The 15,340-nt window shown below is 73.2% G+C and carries 12 protein-coding genes; 2 read left to right on the forward strand and 10 right to left on the reverse strand.

Translation table 11 applies throughout. From position 1 onward, the window contains the following. Window positions 1-3: 3 nt before the first annotated feature. Together ACGFZQ_RS04605 and proP are read right to left on the reverse strand one after the other, a co-directional pair. Window positions 4-1,173 (reverse strand): DUF2330 domain-containing protein, encoded by a 1,170-nt coding sequence (locus ACGFZQ_RS04605; RefSeq protein ID WP_393839125.1) that lies wholly within the window; start codon window positions 1,171-1,173, stop codon window positions 4-6. A gap of 85 nt (window positions 1,174-1,258) precedes the next feature. Further along, window positions 1,259-2,728, reverse strand: coding sequence for a glycine betaine/L-proline transporter ProP (gene proP, locus ACGFZQ_RS04610; RefSeq protein WP_393839126.1), 1,470 nt, complete (start codon window positions 2,726-2,728; stop codon window positions 1,259-1,261). A 371-nt stretch (window positions 2,729-3,099) separates the two neighbouring features. Here proP and ACGFZQ_RS04615 point away from each other — a divergent pair, with 371 nt between their 5' ends. After that, window positions 3,100-5,142, forward strand: a complete 2,043-nt coding sequence (locus tag ACGFZQ_RS04615) for a phosphatase PAP2 family protein (RefSeq protein WP_393839127.1) — start codon at window positions 3,100-3,102, stop codon at window positions 5,140-5,142. 136 nt (window positions 5,143-5,278) lie between these two features. On the opposite strand, the gene ACGFZQ_RS04620 is transcribed toward ACGFZQ_RS04615, so the two are convergent. Next, window positions 5,279-6,448 carry a steroid 3-ketoacyl-CoA thiolase gene (locus ACGFZQ_RS04620; protein WP_393839128.1) on the reverse strand — a complete coding sequence of 390 codons (1,170 nt, stop codon included), beginning with the start codon at window positions 6,446-6,448 and terminating at the stop codon, window positions 5,279-5,281. Window positions 6,449-6,723: 275 nt separating this feature from the next. On the opposite strand from ACGFZQ_RS04620, the gene ACGFZQ_RS04625 reads away from it, so the two are divergent. Further along, the gene (locus ACGFZQ_RS04625; RefSeq protein WP_393839129.1) at window positions 6,724-7,959 is read left to right on the forward strand and encodes a cytochrome P450; all 1,236 of its coding nucleotides are present in this window, start codon (window positions 6,724-6,726) and stop codon (window positions 7,957-7,959) included. A 127-nt stretch (window positions 7,960-8,086) separates the two neighbouring features. On the opposite strand, the gene ACGFZQ_RS04630 is transcribed toward ACGFZQ_RS04625, so the two are convergent. The 7 genes from ACGFZQ_RS04630 to ACGFZQ_RS04660 all read right to left on the reverse strand — a co-directional run bounded on the left by ACGFZQ_RS04630 (window position 8,087) and on the right by ACGFZQ_RS04660 (window position 15,333). Next, window positions 8,087-8,698, reverse strand: a complete 612-nt coding sequence (locus ACGFZQ_RS04630) for a YoaK family protein (RefSeq protein WP_393839242.1) — start codon at window positions 8,696-8,698, stop codon at window positions 8,087-8,089. 232 nt (window positions 8,699-8,930) lie between these two features. Then, window positions 8,931-9,344, reverse strand: a complete 414-nt coding sequence (locus ACGFZQ_RS04635; RefSeq protein ID WP_351731677.1) for a transglycosylase SLT domain-containing protein — start codon at window positions 9,342-9,344, stop codon at window positions 8,931-8,933. 336 nt (window positions 9,345-9,680) lie between these two features. Continuing rightward, window positions 9,681-10,490 (reverse strand): ECF transporter S component, encoded by an 810-nt coding sequence (locus tag ACGFZQ_RS04640; protein ID WP_393839130.1) that lies wholly within the window; start codon window positions 10,488-10,490, stop codon window positions 9,681-9,683. Next, the gene (locus ACGFZQ_RS04645; RefSeq protein WP_393839131.1) at window positions 10,487-12,310 is read right to left on the reverse strand and encodes an ABC transporter ATP-binding protein; all 1,824 of its coding nucleotides are present in this window, start codon (window positions 12,308-12,310) and stop codon (window positions 10,487-10,489) included. The genes ACGFZQ_RS04640 and ACGFZQ_RS04645 overlap by 4 nt, the downstream gene beginning before the upstream one ends. After that, a complete protein-coding gene (locus ACGFZQ_RS04650) occupies window positions 12,307-13,506 on the reverse strand; it encodes a CbiQ family ECF transporter T component (protein WP_393839132.1) in 1,200 nt (399 codons plus the stop codon). The genes ACGFZQ_RS04645 and ACGFZQ_RS04650 overlap by 4 nt, the downstream gene beginning before the upstream one ends. Next, window positions 13,499-14,128 carry an SCO2322 family protein gene (locus tag ACGFZQ_RS04655; RefSeq protein ID WP_393839133.1) on the reverse strand — a complete coding sequence of 210 codons (630 nt, stop codon included), beginning with the start codon at window positions 14,126-14,128 and terminating at the stop codon, window positions 13,499-13,501. The genes ACGFZQ_RS04650 and ACGFZQ_RS04655 overlap by 8 nt, the downstream gene beginning before the upstream one ends. After that, window positions 14,125-15,333, reverse strand: coding sequence for a prenyltransferase/squalene oxidase repeat-containing protein (locus ACGFZQ_RS04660; RefSeq protein ID WP_393839134.1), 1,209 nt, complete (start codon window positions 15,331-15,333; stop codon window positions 14,125-14,127). Before ACGFZQ_RS04660 ends, ACGFZQ_RS04655 begins: the two co-directional genes overlap by 4 nt. Between the last annotated feature and the right edge of the window lie 7 nt (window positions 15,334-15,340).

Here is a 15,340-nt window from a genome sequence, read left to right on the forward strand (position 1 = left end):
AACTCAGCCGATCGGCGCAGGGGGCTGGGCCGGGGGCGGGGGCGGCTGGACCGGTGGCGGGGGCTGTACCGGCGGTGGGGGCAGGGCCGGGCGGCGGGAGCGTCGTACGGCTACCAGGGAGGCGACCGTGACGGCCAGCAGCAGTGCGGCGCCGACCGTGAGCAGCCACAGCGGGATCCCGGCCGCCTCGCGCAGCCGGTCCTCGTAGACGACCTGCTGGACGGGGGTGTCCGAGGACGCCCGGCGCAGCACGTGGTCGTCGGAGATCCGGGACGGGTACGGAAACTCCTGGCCGATGGCCGTCAGATACGGGGTGCCGGCGGCGAGTTCGCGGAGATCGCCGGTCGGACGGCTGAGCCGGCCGGCGTAGACGACCCTCGGGCGCTCGCCGCCGATCGCCGCGCGCGGCTCCATGCGGTGGGCGGCGAGCACGAACAGGCCCAGCGACTGCGGGGTGGCCGCGAGTCCGGACAGCCGCATCGGGTAGACGGGCCGGTCGCTGGCGAAGGCGAGGCGCAGGGGGTCGAGGGCGCCGTTCAGCGTGGTGCCCGCGGTCTCGGGGGCGAGCCGGACCGCGACGTACTCCCAGCGCTGCTCGACGTACGGCCGGAGCGCGGTGTCCAGGCGGGGTGGGAACGGGAAGCCGTTGCTGCGCAGCCAGCCGTCCAGGGCGCCGGGGTCGGTGGCGGTCAGCTGGGCCACGTCGAACGGGCCGAGCCGCCGGCGGCCGACGACGCCGACGCCGGGGGCATTCGCGGCGCCGTCGGGCGGGCCGGCCGTCGTGGTACCGCCGGTGGTGAGGGGCCAGTCGCCGTTCTGGGGCCAGAAGTGGTACCGGGTGCGGTGCACCGGGGCGGTGAGGGTGTGCAGCTCGTCGAAGAGGGCCGGGTCGGCGAGGGCGACGGTGGCGCGGTGCGGGACGGGCATGATCCAGGCGGCGCGGTCGGCGTCGCCGTCGACCGTCAGGCGCATCACGATCTGTTCGCGGGTGCCGTCCCAGCGGAGGACCGACTCCTCCCGGCCGACGGTGACCTGCTGCCGGCCGGCGGGGACGAGGGCGCCGCAGCCGCAGGCGAAGGCGGGGGCGGCGAGCCAGCCGAGCTGGATGCCGGTGAGCAGGAGGAGGACCGTGAGTAAGCGTGTGCGTCGGCGGGGTCGCCGCTGGCCGATCATGAACCGATGCCCTCCGCCGTACCGTCGATCTAGGACTTCAGACGGTATAGCGGAAGGCGTGGCCCGAGGGGGTACTTCCGGACGGCTACCGTCTGTCTACCGACGGTACGGGCAGACGGGACGGATCGTTCGAACGGTGCAGGTGAGTGGGGGTTTTGCGCAGTTCCCCGCGCCCCGAAAGGGGCGCTTCGACCGACGGTGCTGAACCGGGCAGGGGCTTGCCTGCGGTTTCTGTCATGCGCCAGGCCGCGAAGCCGCCGATGATCGCCGCCGCCATCATGTAGTACGCGGGCATCATCATGTCGCCCGTCGCTCCGATCAGGGCCGTCACCACCAGCGGGGTCGTGCCGCCGAAGAGGGACACCGAGACGTTGAAGCCGATCGACAGGGAGCCGTAGCGGACCCGGGTCGGGAAGAGGGCCGGGAGGGCCGCCGGCATCGCTGCCGTGAAGCAGACCAGGAGGAGGCCCAGGGCGCCCATGCCGAGGCCGACCGCCAGCAGGCTGCCCTGGCGGATCAGGAGCAGGGCCGGGACGGAGACGAGCAGGAAGCCCGCGCAGCCCGCGGCGATCACCGGGCGGCGGCCGACGCGGTCGGTGAGCGCGCCGGCGAACGGCTGCACGATCATCATCAGGGTCATGACGGCGAGGACCACCAGCAGGCCGTGCGTCTCGTCGTACTTCAGCTCGCTCGTCAGATAGCTCGGCATGTACGACAGCAGCATGTAGTCCGTGACGTTGAAGACCAGGACCAGGGCCATGCACAGCAGCAGGGCCTTCCACTGGCCGGTGATCATCTCGCGCAGCGGGACCTTCGGGCGGGCCTGCTCGGCCTTCTCGACCTCGGCGGCGAACGCGGGGGTCTCCTCCAGGCGCATCCGCAGGTAGAGGCCGATGATGCCCATCGGGCCCGCGATCAGGAACGGGATGCGCCAGCCCCAGGAGGTGAGGTCGCCGTCGGAGAGCAGGGCCGTCATCAGGGTGACCAGGCCCGCGCCGCCGATGTAGCCCGCGAGCGTGCCGAACTCCAGCCAGCTGCCGAAGAAGCCGCGCTTCTTGTCCGGCGCGTACTCGGCGATGAACGTGGACGCGCCCGCGTACTCGCCGCCGGTCGAGAAGCCCTGCACCAGGCGGGCGGCCAGGAGCAGGATCGGGGCGCCGACGCCGATCGTCGCGTACGAGGGGATCAGGCCGATCGCGAAGGTGCCGGCCGCCATCATGATCATGGTGACGGCGAGGACCTTCTGGCGGCCCACGCGGTCGCCGAGCGGGCCGAAGACCATGCCGCCGACCGGGCGGACCAGGAAGGCCGCGGCGAAGGCGCCGAACGTGGACAGCAGCTGGGCGGTCGGGTTGCCGGACGGGAAGAAGACCTTGCCCAGGGTCACCGCGATGTAGCTGTAGACGCCGAAGTCGAACCACTCCATGGCGTTGCCGAGCGCGGCCGCCTTCACGGCGCGCTTCACCAGCGCGGGGTCGGTGACGGTCGGCGCTGGGGCGGCCCTACGGGGGCCGGGGATGTTGACGGACGGGGTGACGGCTGTGGCGGTCGCCAAAACGGGGCTCGCCTACCTTTCGACGGGGACGGGGGCGCGGCCCGTACGGCGCCGGACGGGTCGAAAAGCGACGATAGGAGGACTTGGGCCCGTTACGTCGCGTACACGCATCCGTGCATTGTGCAGCTAAATGCGGTGTACGCAGGGACGTATGCCCCCTCCCGTGGCCGTATGCGGACCACGCGCTGTGATCCTTGTCGCGCTCCACGCGGGCAGCCGCACCCCTTCCGGCCTGTCGCCTTCCGGACAGAACGCGGACGGACGTCAGGTGAAGAGGGGGTTGCCCGCGTCTCTCACAGAAAGGAATGGGAGCCTCATGGGGGTTCTCAGGGTTCTCAGAGCGAACGAGCGGGGCGGGAGGCCGGCGCGGCGTGGCGAACGTGGAACACAGTGGGAGACCGGGAGACGCGTTCGGGGGAGCGGAACCAGGGACGCGGTTCAGAATGGCCCGGCTCGGGCTGTGGGCGGTGGCCGCGATCCTCGCCGTACGGCAGATGGCCGTGGTCCTCGGCACCCCGAGCGGGGACCGGCTGACGGATCTGGAGACCTGGGTCGGCCCGGAGGGCGTGCTGCACGTCAAGGGCTCGCTCTACGACTCGACCCAGTTCACCGGGTCCCCGTTCGGCGGGCTGGTGCTCAAGCCGCTCACCAAGGCCGCCGAGCAGGCCCTCGGCTGGGGCTGGACCTTCGGCACGCTGCTGCTGGTGGTCGCCCTCGGCCTGGTCGCCGCCCGCGCGCTGCCGCAGCCGGTGAGCCGCCGTACCGCGCTGCTGGCCGCGCCGGTCGCCGTCAGCCTGCTGATGCTCTCGCTGCCGGTTCGCAACACCCTCTGGCTCGGCCAGACCAGCATCATCCCGGTCCTGCTCGTCCTGCTCGGCTGCTTCGCCGCCCGCGGGCAGCGCGACGGCGGCCTGTGCGTAGGCCTGGCCGCCGCGCTCCAGCCGGCCCTGTTGCTGTTCGCCCCGCTGCTCTGGTTCACCGGCCGCCGCCGGGCCGCCCTCGCCTCCGGCGTCACCTTCGCCGCGTGCACGGCGCTGGCCTGGGCGGCGCTGCCGCACGACTCGGGCACGTACTGGGTCCACCACATCGCCGGCGTCGGCCTCGGCGGCCAGGCGGACGAGCTCGGCAACCAGTCGCTGCACGGCGCCCTGCTGCGGTTCGGGCTGAGCGGCCCGCTGGAGATCGTCCTGTTCCTGGCGCTCGGTGCGACCGTGGCCGTTTTCGCGCTGCGCCGCGCGGTGCGCTACGCCCGGGACGGGCAGCTGCTGCTGGCGGTCGCGATCACCGGCTGCGCGGTGGTGGCGGTGTCGCCGGCCGCCTGGCAGCACCAGCTGCTGTGGGTGCTGCTCGCGGTGGTCGGCCGGACCGGGCGGCGCGCCGCCGACCGGTCGGTGTGGCCGGTCGTGGTGGTCATGGTGATGACGCTGCCCGCCAAGGCGCTGCTGCCGAACCAGTCCCTCTTCGTGCCGGTGCGCGACAACGCCGTCCTGCTGGCCGCCCTGGCCGCGGCCACGGTCGTACCGTTCCTGTCCCGCACCGACCCGGAGTTCGCCCGCCCGGTCCCGACGGACTACGCGGAGCCGGTGCCGGCCCGCTTCGGCCGGGTGCCGCTGGCCCCCTGGCTGCGCCGGGTCCTGACCCGGCCGAACCTCTTCCTCGAACTGGTCGCGATGCGGCTGGTCTACTTCGCCTACCAGCAGATCCGGCTGGCCGCCGCCGGGGACGGGGACGGCACCTCCGGGCGGGTCCGGGCCGAGCACCACGGGCACCAGATCCTCGACATCGAGCGGTTCCTGCACCTCGACATCGAGCACTGGGTCAACCACACCGTGTACGGCATCGGCCGGCTGCGCGGCTTCCTCGACTTCTACTACGAGTCCTTCCACTTCGTCGTCCCGCTGACCGTCCTCGCGGTCCTCTACGTCCGCCGCCCGGTCGACTACCGCTGGGCCCGTACCGCCCTCGGCTTCGCCACCGCGTTCGCCCTGATCGGCTTCTGGCTCTACCCGCTGGCCCCGCCGCGTCTGATGCCGGGGCTCGGCATCATCGACACCGTGCACGGCCCGCAGGACTTCGCCAAGCCGGACTACGGCACCCTCACCGAGCTGACCAACCAGTACGCGGCGATGCCCTCGCTGCACTTCGGCTGGGCGCTGTGGTGCGGGATCGTCATCGCCGTCGTCGCCCCGACGTGGTGGCTGAAGGCCCTCGGCCTGATCCACCCCCTGTTCACGGTCTCGGCGATCATCGGCACGGGCAACCACTGGGTCCTGGACGCGGTGGGGGGTGCGGCGGTGGTCGGCGCGGGGTTCGGCGTCGGGTATCTGCTGCAGGGGCCGCGGGCTCGGGCCCTGCGGGTGGCGGGGGCCGACAAGGAGGACCGGGAGCCGGTGACGGTGCCGGCTCCCGGCTGACGCCTGCCAGCGCTGCGCGCTCGGCTGGAAGCGCCGCGGTGCGCTGTCGTTCGTCCGCGGCGCCGTCGTGGCTGGTCGCGCCCACGCGGCGGCAGCCGCACATTCAATACAGCCCCGCGCCCCTTCGGGGCGCTTCTCAGAGGCGCTGGATGATCGTCCCGGTGGCCAGGCCGCCGCCCGCGCACATGGTCACCAGGGCGAACTCCTTGTCCGCGCGCTCCAGTTCGTGCAGGGCCGTGGTGATCAGGCGGGCGCCCGTGGCCCCCACCGGATGGCCCAGGGCGATCGCGCCGCCGTTGACGTTGACCTTGTCCAGGCTCTGCTCGAAGACCTGGGCCCAGCTCAGCACCACCGACGCGAACGCCTCGTTGATCTCGACCAGGTCGATGTCCTTGAGGGTCATGCCGGCCTTGCCGAGCACGGCCCGGGTCGCGTCGATCGGGCCGTCGAGGTGGAAGTGCGGGTCGGCGCCGACCAGGGCCTGGGCGACGATCCGGGCCCGCGGGCGCAGCTTCAGGGCGCGGGCCATCCGCTTCGACGCCCACATGATGGCGGCCGCGCCGTCCGAGATCTGCGACGAGTTGCCCGCGGTGTGGACCGCCGTCGGCATCACCGGCTTCAGACCGGACAGCGCCTCCATGGACGTGTCGCGCAGGCCCTCGTCCCTGTCGACCAGGCGCCACATGCCCTGCCCGGCGTGCTGCTCCTCCTCCGTCGTCGGCACCTGCACGGCGAAGGTCTCCCGCTTGAAGCGCTCCTCGGCCCAGGCGTACGCCGCCCGCTCCTGCGAGAGCAGCCCGAGCGAGTCGACGTTCTCCCTGGTCAGGCCCCGGTGACGGGCGATGCGCTCGGCGGCCTCGAACTGGTTCGGCAGGTCGACGTTCCACTCGTCGGGGAAGGGCTTGCCCGGCCCGTGCTTGGAGCCGGAGCCCAGCGGCACCCGCGACATCGCCTCGATCCCGCAGCTGATCCCGACGTCGATGACCCCGGCGGCGATCATGTTGGCGGTCATGTGCGAGGCCTGCTGCGAGGAGCCGCACTGGCAGTCGACGGTGGTGGCCGCGGTCTCGTACGGCAGCCCGACGGTCAGCCAGGCCGTACGCGCGGGGTTCATGGACTGCTCGCCGGCGTGGGTCACCGTGCCGCCGACGATCTGCTCGACCGCGTCGGCGGGAATGCCGGTGCGGCCGAGGAGTTCTCGGTAGGTCTCGCCCAGGAGGTAGGCGGGATGCAGATTGGCCAGCGCGCCGCCGCGCTTGCCGATGGGGGTGCGTACGGCTTCGACGATCACGGGTTCCGCGGCCATGGGGGCTCGGTCCTCTCCTCGGTCACCCGCGCGGCGCAGGGGCGTCCCGGCCCGGCCCGCCACGCAGAACTAGAACGCGTACTAGTTCTGTGTGCAGTCTGCTGACAGCCCGTCCGCAATCGCAAGGGGGGTGCACGCAATTGGGGTGACCGTGCCCCTTGCGACTTGTAGAACCCGTTACTACCTTCACGGCAACCGGCTCTTTCTGATGGTCCATCAGATGGTCGTCGTAAGGCATACGTATCCAGGTTCGTACACGGTGGGAGTGAGCCGCCATGCCCTGTCCCGCACTGCCCGACGGGTTCGACCTCACCGACCCCGATCTGCTCCATCACCGGGTGCCGCTCCCGGAGTTCGCCGAGCTGCGCCGGGCGGAACCGGTCCGCTGGATCGAACAGCCGCACGGCATAGCCGGCTTCGCGGACGACGGCTACTGGGCCGTCACCCGGCACGCGGACGTCAAGTACGTCTCCACGCACCCCGAGATCTTCTCGTCCTGGCTCAACACCGCGATCATCCGCTTCGGCGAGCACATGCAGCGGGACGCGATCGACGCCCAGCGGCTGATCCTGCTGAACATGGACCCGCCCGAGCACACCCGGGTCCGCCAGATCATCCAGCGCGGTTTCACGCCCCGGTCGATCCGTGCTCTGGAGGAGCGGCTGCGCACCCGCGCGCTGGCGATCACCGACGCGGCCCGCGCCCACTCCGGCCCCTTCGACTTCGTCACCGAGGTCGCCTGCGAGCTCCCCCTCCAGGCGATCGCCGAACTGATCGGCATCCCGCAGGACGACCGGGCCAAGATCTTCGACTGGTCCAACAAGATGATCTCGTACGACGACCCGGAGTACGCGATCACCGAGGAGGTGGGCGCCGAGTCGGCCACCGAGCTGATCGCCTACGCGATGAACATGGCCGCCGACCGCAAGCAGTGCCCGGCCAAGGACATCGTCTCCACGCTGGTGGCGGCCGAGGACGAGGGCAACCTGAACTCCGACGAGTTCGGCTTCTTCGTGCTGATGCTCGCGGTGGCCGGCAACGAGACCACCCGCAACGCCATCACCCACGGCATGCACGCCTTCCTCACCCACCCCGAGGCCTGGGACCTCTACAAGCGCGAGCGCCCGTCGACCGCCGCCGAGGAGATCGTCCGCTGGGCCACCCCGGTCAACTCCTTCCAGCGCACCGCCACCCAGGACACCGAGCTGGGCGGCAAGCTGATCCGCAAGGGCGACCGGGTCGGCGTCTTCTACGCCTCGGCCAACCACGACCCCGAGGTCTTCACCGACCCCGACGCCTTCGACATCACCCGCGACCCCAACCCCCACCTCGGCTTCGGCGGCGGCGGCCCGCACTACTGCCTGGGCAAGTCCCTCGCGGTCCTCGAAATCGACCTGATCTTCAACGCGATAGCCGACGCGATGCCGACCCTGCGCCTGGTCGGCGACCCGGACCGGCTGCGCTCGGCGTGGATCAACGGGGTGAAGCACCTCCAGGTCACCACGTCGTAACCCCGCGACCCGGGCCGACGGCTCCCGGCGCCGCCGGCCCGCCCCGAGGGAGGCAGGAGCACCCCCTCCCCACGCCCCGTTCCTGCCTCCCCCGAGACGCCGGCGCCGCACGCTCCCGTCACTCCCGTCACTCCTGTCCGGACGCCACCACCGCCAGCGCCCCGGCGACCACCGCCGTGACGAGCAGCGGGATCCCCAGGTTCTCGTGGAGGACCAGCCAGGCGCCCAGGACCGCGCCGGCGACCAGCGCGAGGACCGCGGCAACGCGGCGCGGGGAGTGCGGCCTGGTGGCGTCGCCGAGGTGGGACTCGGAGACCAGGCCGGTCAGGGTCGTCGTCAGGACCGTGGTCGCCGTCAGGTCGGGGATCCCCAGCTTGCGGACGCTCGCGTTGCGCAGACCCATCGCGAAGGCGGTCAGCGCGATCAGGGTGTACGTCGTCGCCGTCCCGCCGTGCCGGGCGAAGGCCACCACGGCGGACGCGGCCAACAGGACCGCCTCCGCGGCCAGGGTCACCCGCATCCACCGCCGGCGGGAGCTGCCGCCGAACCGGGCCGAGACCCGGCCGCCCACCGCCGCGCCCAGCAGAAAGGCGGCCAGCGAGGCCGCCGAGTGGGGGACGGAGAAGCCGGGCGCCCCGGCGGCCGCGAAGCCCAGGACCACCACGTTGCCGGTCATGTTCGCGGTGAAGACATGGCCGAGGCCGAGATAGCTGACGGCGTCGATCATGCCGCTCATCATGGTCAGGGCCAGCAGTACGAACACCAGCCGCACACCGCGGGTCTCGGGATCGGGGGTCGGTGTCGCCGTGGGTATCGCTCCTCCGGTGGGGACGCGCCGGACCGGGGGCTTGCCCGGCCCCGGGGTCCGGCGGCTCTGGGACATCAGTCCACCACGTCCGGACATGCGTCGGCACCCTCGCCCGGGAGGAGGGGGCGAGGGTGCCGAGGTGCGGGGGAGCGGGTCGGCCGGCTCAGTACCAACCGTTGGCCTGCCAGAAGCTCCAGGCGGCCGTCGGGCTGCCGTAGCGGGAGTTCATGTAGTCCAGACCCCACTTGATCTGGGTGGCCGGGTTGGTCTTCCAGTCGGAGCCGGCGGACGCCATCTTCGAGCCCGGCAGGGCCTGGACCAGGCCGTAGGCGCCGGAGGAGCTGTTGGTGGCGCTGGGGTTCCAGCCGCTCTCATGCGAGACGATCTTGCTGAACGCGTTGAACTGCGCGGCGTCCGGAATCATCTTGTGCGCGATCGTCTGAGCGGAGGAGGCCGAGCCGGTGGCGGCCTGGGCGGGCGCCGCGCTCAGCGCCATACCGGCGGTGGCGGCGGCCACGGCGGCAGCGGTGAGGACCTTCTTCGGGGAGGCGATGCGGCGGATGATGGACACGGACACGGAGAACCTCGTTCGTCGGGGACAGGGGGTCGCCGTGCTCCGGAACCACCCGTAGGCGGTGGCCGTGTGCGTCGGCTCCGTGGCCCGCTGGGAGCCGGTGGTGCCTGGCGACGTCGTCCAGAGAAGCAGGCCGGAAACCCGTCCGCAATCACCCCTTTTACTAGTTGTGGTCGCATTGGCGGTGATGGTCCGTTGTGTGGCGTGGCTCTCAATGTGCAGGTCAGGGCCCCTGGCGAATCGGACATTTAGGAAAAGCCTGTCTACTAGTCCGGATCGTAGGTGACGTGCGTCATGTGGGGTGCTTCACCGGTCGCGTCACCGGGTGCGTACGACGCCTCACGCCCCGGGGCCGTCGAATGTGACGGCGGTCTCGAAAGCGGCCCTTCTGGTCGCCCGGCGCAGCGTCCGCAGCAGGGCCGGCCCGAGGACCAGGGTGAGGACGACCGTGCACAGGGCACGGCCCAGGTTCCAGCCCATGGCGGTGGCCAGGCTGTAGGCGAGGAACCGGGCCAGATTGGCGGCGGGCCCGGCGTGCGGGTCGAAGGCGATGTTCGAGGCGGTGCCGGCCAGCAGCGGCCAGCCGGCCAGGTCCACGACCATGCCGTAGCCGAACGCGGCCAGGAAGCCGTAGCCCGCCAGCAGCGCCAGCTCACCGCGCCCGCGCAGCCGCCCGGCACCCGGCAGCAGCCCGGCCCCCATCGTGAACCAGCCCATCGCCAGCATCTGGAACGGCAGCCACGGCCCCACCCCGCCGGTGAGCAGCGCCGACGCGAACATGGTGAGCGAGCCGAGGGTGAACCCGAAGCCCGGCCCCAGCACCCGCCCGCTCAGCACCATCAGGAAGAACATCGGCTCGATCCCGGCGGTGCCCGCGCCGATCGGCCGCAGCGCCGCACCGGTCGCGGCCAGCACGCCGAGCATGGCGACGGCCTTCGGACCGAGCCCCGACTCGGAGATCGTCGCCCCGAGCACGGCGACCAGCAGGAGCAGCAGGCCCGCGAAGAGCCAGGGCGCGTCCTGGGCGTGCGAGGTGAGCCGGGAGGACGGCGGGGCGAGGAAGGGCCAGCCGACCGCGACCACGCCGACGGCACTGACGAGGACGAGGGCGGCCAGGGAACGGGGGCCGAGCCGCACCGGGCCGGTCATGCCAGTGCCTCCCGCACCTGGGCCACGGTCAGCCACCGCTGCGGCGCGAGGACCTTCGTCACCTGCGGGGCGAAGGACGGCGAGGACACGACGATGTCGTCCGTCGGCCCGTCCGCGATCACCTCGCCCTCCGCGAGCAGCACGACCCGGTGCGCGATCTCCGCGGCCAGCTCCACGTCGTGCGTGGCCAGCACGATCCCGTGCCCGTCGGCGGCGAGCCCGCGCAGCACGCCGACCAGCCGGGCCTTCGCCGCGTAGTCGAGGCCCCGGGTCGGCTCGTCCAGCAGGAGCAGCGGCGGCCGGGCCGTCAGTACGACGGCCAGTGCCAGCGCCAGCCGCTGTCCCTCGGACAGATCGCGCGGATGGGTGGCGTCGGCGACCCCGGGGAGCAGCCCGGACACCAGCTCACGACAGGTCCCGGACGCCGCTCCGGCATCCCGGTCGGCGGCCGCGCACTCGGCGCCGACCGTGTCGGCGTACAGCAGGTCACGGGGTTCCTGCGGGACCAGACCGACCAGGCGTACGAGGTCCCGCGGGCGGGTGCGATGCGGCACCGCCCCGCCGACCCGGACCGTCCCGGAGCCCGGCTCCACCAGCCCGACCAGGGCGCCCAGCAGCGTGGACTTCCCGGCGCCGTTACGGCCCATGAGGGCGACGGTCTCGCCGGGCGCGACGGCGAGATCGACACCACACAGCGCGTCCACCCGGTCCCGGCGGACGGCGAGGGAGCGGACCTCGGCGAGGGGAGGGACGGGAGCCGAGGGGCCCGCCGAGGCGGCGGACCCCTGGATTCCGGGCCGCCCGGCGCGGGGAGCGCCGGGGGCGGCGGGCCACCAGCGGTGTGGTGCCCGCCCGGTGGGGGGAGTGGTGGCGGGGGTGGCGGTGGGCCGCTGGGCTTCGGCCGACCCGGTGCCGGGAGTGGTGGCGGGGGTCGCCGGGGCGCCGGGGGTCCGATGGTTCGGGGTCGCCGAGGTGTCGGGGGTCCCATGGTCCGGGGCCGTCCGACCGGCGAGGCGCTCTCGCAGCCCGGACGCCCGGCGCCGGGCGTCCCGTACGGTCATCGGCAGCGGTGACCACCCGGCCAGCCGACCCAGCTCCACCACCGGCGGGCACACCGGCGACACGGCCATCACCTCGGCGGGAGTGCCACACACCGGCGCGGCCCCCGGCTCCGGAAGCAGCACGACCCGGTCGGCGTACTGCACCACCCGCTCCAGCCGGTGCTCGGCCAGGAACACCGTGGTCCCCAGGTCGTGCACCAGCCGCTGGAGCACGGCCAGCACCTCCTCGGCGGCGGCCGGGTCGAGCGCGGAGGTCGGCTCGTCGAGGACCAGGACCTCCGGGTGCGGGGTGAGCACCGACCCGATCGCGACCCGCTGCCGCTGCCCGCCCGAGAGCGTGCCGATCGCCCGGTGCCGCAGCCCGTCGAGCCCCAGCAGATCGAGGGTCTCCTCGACCCGGCGCCGCATCACGGCCGGCGCGATACCCAACGACTCCATCCCGTAGGCGAGTTCGTCCTCCACCGTGCCGGTCACGAAGTGGGCGAGCGGATCCTGCCCCACCGTGCCGACGACATCGGCGAGTTCACGCGGCTTGTGCGTGCGGGTGTCCCGCCCGGCGACGGTGACCCGGCCGCGCAGCGTGCCGCCGGTGAAGTGCGGCACCAGCCCGCTGACGGAGTTCAGGATCGTCGACTTGCCGGTACCGGACGGGCCCACCAGGAGGACGAGTTCACCTTCCGGCACCTCGAAGTCGACACCCCGGACGGCTGGCCGGGCCGCGCCCTCGTACGTCACGGAGACGTCCTCGAAACGGATCACGACGGCTCCTTCGGCACGACGAGGGCGGGCAGCAGCCCGAGCAGCACGGCGGCCGCGGGCCACAGCGGCAGCGTGGGGGCGACCAGCGGTACGACCCCGGGCTGCAGGGCGTCCGGATCCCGTACCGCGGCGAGCGCCAGCAGCCCGGCGACGGCGGCGCCCGACCCGGACACCAGCCAGGCCCGCGCGTCCCACGCGTCCGGCCGGTAGCGGGTGCGCAGCGAACGGCGGCCACCGAGCCGCAGCCCCGCCAGCGCGGCGACCACCCCGGCCAGCAGCAGGGGCAGCCCGTAACCGCCGCCCTCGGCGCTGAGCAGCCCGTACGTTCCCGCGCACACCCCGAGCAGCCCGCCGAGGGTCAGCGCGGCCGTCGTACGACGGACCCGGTCCGGTACGTCGGCGCTGCGGCCGTAACCGCGCGCGTCCATCGCCGCGGCGAGGGCGACCGAGCGCTCCAACGCGCCCTCCAGGACCGGCAGTCCGACCTGGAGCAGACCCCGGACGCCGGAGTCGGGGCGGCCGCGCAGCCGGCGGGCGGCGCGCAGCCGCTGGACGTCGGCGATCAGGTTCGGCGCGAAGGTGAGGGCGACGACCACGGCCACGCCCAGCTCGTACAGGGCGCCGGGCAGCGACTTCAGAAGACGGGCCGGATCGGCGAGCGCGTTGGCGGCGCCGACGCAGATCAGCAGGGTGGCGATCCTGAGGCCGTCGTAGAGGGCGAAGGCCAGCGCCTCGGCGGTGACCCGGCCACCGAGCCGGATGCCCTGCGCCCAGTGGGGGAGCGGGACCTCGGGGAGGGTGACGAGGGTGTGCGAGCCGGGGATGGGGGAGCCGAGGAGGACGGTGAAGGCGAGGCGGACGAGCAGGACGGCGAGGGCGAGCCTGGCGAAGGCGGAGTAGGAACGGGACCCCTGCGTCCGGCTCCGGCAGGCGGCCACGACGTAGCCGGTGACCGCGACGAGAAGGGCGAGCAGGAGGGGGTTGGTGGTCCGCGAGGCGGCGACACCGAGGGAGAGCGCCCAGAGCCACCAGGCACCGGGGTGCAGGCCTCGGGTACGCCGGGACCGGGGCACGGGGGGTGTCACCCGCCCGCGCTCATGGGGTGCGCCGCGAAGGGGCGCGGGCCGTATCGATCCGCGACTCCGCCGCGTGGGCGCGACCAGCCCCCGCCCACCCGCACTGTGACGATCACGCATTCCTTCGCCGCCGCGCCTGCCAGAAAGCACCCGCGGCCACCACCACGACCACCCCCGCACCGGCCAGCAGTCCCACCGACGGCCCGCCGCCCGACGTTCCACCGGCCGACGTACCGCCCGCCGCCACCTTCTCCCCGCATCCCTTCTCGGGATACCCCCCGATCGCGCACAGCAACGCGTTCGCGTCGTACCGCAACGGCTTGGCCACCGCGGCCAGCGCCTCCGCCGCCGTCGCATCGTCCGGCACCACCGCGCACGCGGTCCGCCGCACCGGCGGCCGCTGCGCGGACGGCGCGTCCGCCGTCGTACCGAAGTCGATGACCAGCCCCACCCGTTTCTTCCCCCGGACGGCGGCCGTGTCGGCGCAGATCGTCCCGAAGGCCGCCGTCCCGCGTGGCTGCGACGCGTCCCCCGAGTCCTCGCTCACCGCGAACCGGAACCCCTCGACAGCGCCGTCGTCCGGCCGCGCCGTGGCGGGTCCCTGCGTGGCGTACGTCCACCGCGAGCCGTCCCGCTCCCAGAAGGACCAGTAGCGGTAACCGGCCGCCTCCGCCGGCGCCGCGGTCGCCAGCAGGGTCAGCGCGGCCATCACCAGCAGCGCCGCACGGCGGACGCGGGTCACGGCTGCCGCTGCTTCCGGCGCCCGCTGAACAGGAAGCCGATGCCGATGCCGGCGACGAGCCCGGTACCGACGATCCACCAGACGCTGGTGCCCGACGAGTCCTTCTTCTCCTTGGTGTGCGCGGCCGCGGCCGCGGGGGCCGGGCCCGTCGCGTTGAGCGCCGTCACCAGGTTCGTACCGCCGAAGTCACGCGGATCCGTGCCCATCGCGTGCGCCGCGAAGATCAGCTCGGCATAGGCCGCGGGCCCGCTCTGCTTCGCCCACGGCACGGCGTGGGCCTCCAGCCAGGCGTACGGCTTCCGCGCCTGCTTGGTCCAGCCCTGCGCGGCCATGGCCACGACCGCGTCGGCGGTGTTGCCGTAGTCCGGCTGGGGCTTGGCGCCGGCGAGCGCGGAGACCAGGTGTCCCTGGCCGTCCGTGGCGTCCGCCAGATACGCGGCGCCGTTGCGGGCCACGTCCGCCGGGGTCAGCGCCTTGTCGGAGTCGGCGCAGGCATAGCCCTCCGCCGGGGCCTTCCCGGCCGTGGCCGCGAACCCCTTGCCGAGCAGACCGAGCACCCCGGCGGCGGTCGCGTCCGCGTTGGCGGCCAGCTTCCCCTTCTTGTCCGGCTGGTAGGCGAGGCCGCCGCCGCCGTCCTCGTCGCAGGGGATGGACCACTTGGCGATGAGGTCGGCCGCCGCCTTGTCCGGGCTCTCGCCGGCCGCGGTGAGCGCGCCGATCACCACGCCGGTGGAGTTGGTGTCGCTGGGCGAGCCGGGGGTGTAACCCCAGCCGCCGTCCTTGTTCCGCTGGGCCTTCAGCCAGGTCACCGCCTTGCCGACGGCGTCGTCGTGCCCGCCGAGCGCCGCCAGCGCCTGTACGGCGGCGGCCGTGCTGTTCGTGTCGACCGTCACCTTGGCGCCGCAGGCCGCGGCCGGCTCGGCACGGAACGCCGCGTACGAGCCGTTCGCGCACTGCTGCCCGGCCAGCCAGTCCACCGCCTTCGCGGCCGGGGTCAGGCCCACCGTGTGCTGGGCGAGCAGGGCCAGCGACTGACGCCAGACGCCGTCGTACTTGGGATCCATGCTGCCGAACAGCCCCGACGGGAGCACCGTCGAAGCGGACGGGGACGGGTCGTCGGCGGCCGTCGCGGTCATGGCGGGCGTGGCGGCGCCGATGACGGCGGTGGCGGCCAGCACCGCGGCGCTGCGGCGGAGGACGGTCATGATCGGC

Origin of the sequence: Streptomyces sp. NPDC048254, assembly GCF_043201895.1 — a bacterium.
In the GTDB taxonomy this organism is placed as follows: Bacteria; Actinomycetota; Actinomycetes; order Streptomycetales; family Streptomycetaceae; genus Streptomyces.